This window comes from Mesorhizobium sp. M1396, from assembly GCF_040317725.1.
GTDB lineage: Bacteria > Pseudomonadota > Alphaproteobacteria > Rhizobiales > Rhizobiaceae > Mesorhizobium.
Genome location: NZ_JAMYLA010000118.1, coordinates 1 through 5,137, shown reverse-complemented (window position 1 = coordinate 5,137; position 5,137 = coordinate 1). Strand labels below are relative to the sequence as shown.

Genomic DNA, 5,137 nt, shown 5'->3' with positions numbered 1-5,137 from the left:
AACCCCGTTTTACGGGGCATGCACATGCGGCATTTCGATTCACTCAAAACTTTCCCCGGACAGCCCTGCCCGCAAGGGGGGAGATCGGATGTCACTTCCGCTTTCGCCAATCTCGAACGTTGCAAGACGAGCGGCGACGTCGAAGCTGCCAATCTCCCTCCTTGCGGGGGAGATGTCCGGCAGGACAGAGGGGGGTGCTGTCCCGCCGACATCTGACCGACCTCTTCGCCGCCGCGGCGGTCAAAGCAAAACGCAGTTCATGCATCAGCAACCATCCCCAATTGACCCCGAACCCCATCTGCCCGAATTGTAGCGCCCCATGGCCACACGCGAACCATCAAGACCCACCGAAACGCCCGTCACCTTCGCCATCCTGGTCTTCCCCGGATTTCCGATGATGGCGTTCAGCTCGGTCATCGAGCCGCTGCGCGCCGCCAATGTCTTGGCGAAGCGGGAATGCTATCGCTGGATCATCGTCGGGGCCACCCAAGGCCCGGTCGAGGCTTCGAACGGCGTCGTCATCCAGCCGGGCTTCTATGCCGAGGATGCGCCGAAGGTCGACCGCATCGTCGTCTGCTCGGGCGGCGATGCCGACCACCTCGTCGCCGAGGATGCGGCAAGCTGGATCCGCAAGAGCCTGCGCAATGGCGCCCATATCGGCGCGGTGGCGGATGCGGCTTTCTTCCTCGCCCGCGCCGGCCTGCTCGACGGCCATGCCTGCACCTTGCACTGGACCAGCCAGGCCGCCTTCACCGAGGCCTTCCCCAACATCGAACTTCGGCGCGACCTCTATGTCATCGACCGCAAGCGCTTCACCTCCGCCGGCGGCGTCGGCAGCCTCGACATGATGCTGGAGATCATCACCCGCGACTATGGCGCCGAGCTTGCCGCCGGCGTCGCCGAATGGTTCGTGCACAGCCAGCTGCGCTCCAGCATCGACCGCAAGATGATGCCCTTGCGGCTGCGCACCGGCGTCCAGAACGAACTGGTGCTGTCGGCCGTCGCCATCATGGAGGACGCGGTCGAGGAGCGGCTCGGCATGGCCGAGCTGACCGCGAAGCTCGGCGTCTCCTCCGACAAGCTCGAGCGCTCCTTTCGCTCCGAACTCGCCATCTCGCCCAATGGCTACTACCGGCGCCTCAGGCTGAAGCGCGCCGCCGATCTGCTGGCGCATTCGACGCTCGCCGTGCGCGACGTGGCGCTGGCCTGCGGTTTCGCCTCGATGTCGAGCTTTGCCCGGGCGTTTCGCGAGGAGCATGGCCATCCGCCGAAGCTGGCGAGGAGGCATTAGTTTGCGCTCGCTGACGCGATGAGATGTTGGCGGGACAGCACCCCCTCTGTCCTACCGGACATCTCCCCCGCAAGGGGGGAGATCGGATGTCACCTCGACCTTCGCCAATCTCCAGGGTTGCAGGATGAGCGCCTGCGATCGAAGCTGCCAATCTCCCTCCTTGCGGGGGAGATGGCCGGCAGGCCAGAGGGGGGTGTCCCTCCAGCGTTCCGCAATGGGTCCCAGCGGCATCCCGCACAACACCTGCGGTTTTCCGCACAATCCATCCGCCCCTCTTGCGCCATGCTCCGACCTCGCAACCCAGCCAAGGCCGTACCCCATGAGCATCGTCGTATTCGATCCAGACAGCACCGAGGACGTGGACTTCAAGGACCGCATGCGCCACCCGGCGGCGGCCGATCCGGCCGGCGGCATGTGGCTGTCGGACACCGAGCCGTCCTTCATCGACGCCGACGCCTTGCGCAAAGGCCGGCTGGCCAAACTGCGCGGCTGGATGCGCGAGGCCGGTTATGGCGGCGTGGTGCTGTTCGACCCCTACAACCAGCGCTACGCCACCGGCTCGCGCAACATGTTCGGCTATTTCCTGCGCAACTCGACCCGCTATTTCTTTATCCCGACCGAAGGGCCGATCGTGCTGTTCGAATACCCGCAGAGCTACCATGTCTCCATGGTGCTCGACACGATCGACGAGGCGCGGCCGTCCAAGCTCGTCTGGTCGTCGGTTTCCGGCCGCGACGACGAGACCGTCGGGCCCTTCGCCGACGAGATTGCTGAGCTCCTGAAGAAACACGGTGGCGGCTCGATGAAGCTCGGTCTCGACCGCTGCAGCCATCTGCAGGCGCTGGCCTTGGAAAAGCGCGGCTGCGACGTCCGTGACTGCCAGGGCGAGATACTGGCGGTGCGCGCCGTCAAGACGCCGGAGGAAGTGAAGTGCCTGCAGGTGTCGATGGCCGGCGCCGAGGCCGCCGTCTACGCCGTGCGCGAGGCGATCAAGCCCGGCGTCTCCGAAAACGACCTGTTCGCCATCATGTATGGCGAGGTGATCCGCCAGGGCGGCGAGTTCATCGAGACCCGGCTGCTGACCTCAGGCCAGCGCACCAATCCGTGGTTCAACGAGGCCAGCGGCCGCAAGATCCGGCCTGGCGAGTTGCTGGCGCTCGATACCGACACGATCGGCTGCTACGGCTATTATTCCGATTTCTCGCGCACCTTCCGCTGCGGGCCGGGCAAGCCGACCCCCTACCAGAAGTCGCTTTACCGCATGGCGCACGACCAGGTTCAGCACAACATTTCGATCGTCAAACCCGGCATGGCCTTCCGAGAGATCGCCGAGAAGGCCTGGAAGATCCCGGATCGTTTCGTCGACCAGCGCTACACCTCGGTCATGCACGGCGTCGGCATGCATGGCGAGACGCCGTTCATCGCGCATGCCATGGACTACGAAACCTATGGCCGCGACGGCCATATCGTGCCAGGCATGGTGGTGAGCGTCGAAAGCTACATCGGCGAAAAGGGCGGCCGCGAGGGCGTCAAGCTGGAGGATGAGATCCTGATCACCGACACCGGCACCGAACTCCTGTCGCGCTTTCCCTATGAGGACGAGTTTCTGGAGAAGCAGGTTTGAGAGCGGCTGCTTATCTCAGCGAAGTATCGCGAACCTTCCCGGCTGGCGCAGCCTCCCATCACTTCGTCATCCTAGGGCGGAGCAAGGAGCGTAGCGACGTGGCGCAGACCCTAGGATCCATGCCGCGACTCCGACGCATCGCGACAGTGCGGAATCTGCTCCGTTGCACTCTTCGGCCAACCTCACGGCATGGATCCCTTGGGCTGCGAAGCAGCTCCAGGGGTCTTCGCGTCCGCTTCGCTCCCGCTCCGCCCGTGGATGACGAAGTCGGGGGCGCTTCGGCCAATCACCACGGTTTGCGACAGCTCGATAAAGGAACGGCGTTGGCTTTTGACGAAGCGAGGCCGTCCGACGATGACGGGAAACCATGAAAACCCCCATCTCCATCAAGCGCGGCACGGTGGCCGCGATCTTCATCGACCTGCAGGAAGAGCACCGGCAGGACAGCCGCTACCTGGTCGAGGGCTTCAGCAACATCCTCGCCAACGTCCAGCGCCTGCAGGCGGCGGCGCGGCAAAACAATGTGCCGCTCTACCACTGGGCCTACATCGTCGATCTCGACAGCCAGGACCGGCCGTTCCATCCGGTCGGTGAGGACGGCAAGTCGGCCTTCTCCGACAAGAGCGATCCGCTGACCGAGATCTGCCATGAGGTGGCACCGATCAAGGGCGAGGCCCTGCTGATCAAGGCCGAGGCCAGCGCCTTCCGCACCGGGCCGGCGGCGCGCGACATCAAGTCCTCCGGCATCGAATGGCTTGTCGTATCAGGCGTCTGGACCGAGGCCTGCATCGACGCGTCGGTGAAGGATGCGGTGGCCAAGGGCTTTCGCGTGCTGCTGGTCAAGGATGCCTGCGGCAGCGGCAGTGCGGCCATGCACCAGACCGGCATCCTCAACCTCGCCAACCGGCTCTATGGCGGTGCCGTCACCGACACCGACGGCGCCTGCCGGCTGCTGGCCGGCGAGACCGTCATCGCCTGGCAGGTCGAAGGCTCGGTGCCGCTGCGCTTCACCTTCGACAACGCGGCCCAACTTTACGCCGACCTATGACTGCCGAACGCATGACTCGCGGCAAATACGAACTTCGGCTCGACCCAGATCTCTGGGCCTATATCGACGCGGTCAACGCCTGGTATCCGCCCGATATCATCGGCCTGCCGATCGACAAGCAGCGCGCGGTCTATGACCGGATGAGCCGCGCCTTCCACCAGGGCCGACCGCCCGGCGTCACGGCCAGCGACAGCCTGATCGCCGCCGCCGGCCGCGACATCCCGATCCGCCGCTACCAGCTTGCCGGCACGGCCGCGAAGGCGCTGGTGGTCTATCTCCACGGCGGCGGCTTCATCCTCGGCGGGCTCGAAAGCCATGACGACATCTGCGCCGAGATCTGCGCCGGCACCGGTTTTGACGTGCTGTCGGTCGACTACCGGCTGGCGCCGGAGCATGTGCACCCCGCCGCCTTCGACGATGCCGTCACCGCCTTCGAATGGGTGGCGGCCGCCACCGATCTGCCGCTTGTGCTGTGCGGCGAAAGCGCCGGCGGCAATCTCGCGGCAGCGGTCGCGCAGGCGACGCGCCGGCACGCCCGCGCCGCGATCGGCCAGGTGCTGATCTATCCCGAACTCGGCGGCGACGAGAGCACCGGCTCCTATGTCGAGCACGCCGATGCGCCGCTGCTGTCACTGCACGGCGTCGCCTTCTACCGCGACGTCCGCTCCGCCAAGCGGCAATCACTGGACGATCCGACCTTCCAGCCTTTGCGCGACACCGATTTCTCCGGCCTGCCGCCGACGGTGATCGTCACCGCCGAGTGCGACCCGCTGTCGTCGGACGGCGAGACCTACCGCGACCGTATTGTGGCCGCCGGCGGCAAGGCGTGGTGGCACGAGGAGAAGCGCCTGGTGCACAGCTTCCTGCGCGCCCGGACTACGGTGCCGGCCGCGGCGGAAGCGTTTGGGCTGATTGTTGCAGCGGTTGCTGCGCTGGGCCGGGGAGAGTGGCCGTATTGACCTTGAGAGGTCGGCGGGACAGCACCCCCCTCTGTCCTGCCGGACATCTCCCCCGCAAGGGGGGAGATCGGATGTCGCCTCGACCTTCGCTAATCTTCAACGTCTCTAAGCTGGCGGAACGCATGAACTGCCAATCTCCCCCCTTGCGCAGGGCTGTCCGGGGAAATTTATTCATATATGAAGGCCATCTGATTGAGGGAGGATCGGTCTCTTGG

4 protein-coding genes are annotated in these 5,137 nt (G+C 65.4%); all 4 read left to right on the top strand.

Annotated features, from left to right (window positions below; translation table 11 throughout):
- The first annotated feature begins 319 nt into the window (after nt 1-319).
- Nucleotides 320-1,291, top strand: a complete 972-nt coding sequence (locus NKH02_RS33975) for a GlxA family transcriptional regulator (RefSeq protein WP_352884193.1) — start codon at nt 320-322, stop codon at nt 1,289-1,291.
- Nucleotides 1,292-1,610: 319 nt separating this feature from the next.
- On the top strand, nt 1,611-2,915 hold the full coding sequence (locus tag NKH02_RS33970) for a M24 family metallopeptidase (protein ID WP_352884192.1): 1,305 nt from the start codon (nt 1,611-1,613) through the stop codon (nt 2,913-2,915).
- A 367-nt stretch (nt 2,916-3,282) separates the two neighbouring features.
- Nucleotides 3,283-3,963 (top strand): isochorismatase family protein, encoded by a 681-nt coding sequence (locus NKH02_RS33965; RefSeq protein ID WP_352884190.1) that lies wholly within the window; start codon nt 3,283-3,285, stop codon nt 3,961-3,963.
- An 11-nt stretch (nt 3,964-3,974) separates the two neighbouring features.
- Nucleotides 3,975-4,922 (top strand): alpha/beta hydrolase, encoded by a 948-nt coding sequence (locus tag NKH02_RS33960; protein WP_352873528.1) that lies wholly within the window; start codon nt 3,975-3,977, stop codon nt 4,920-4,922.
- The last annotated feature ends 215 nt before the right edge of the window (nt 4,923-5,137 follow it).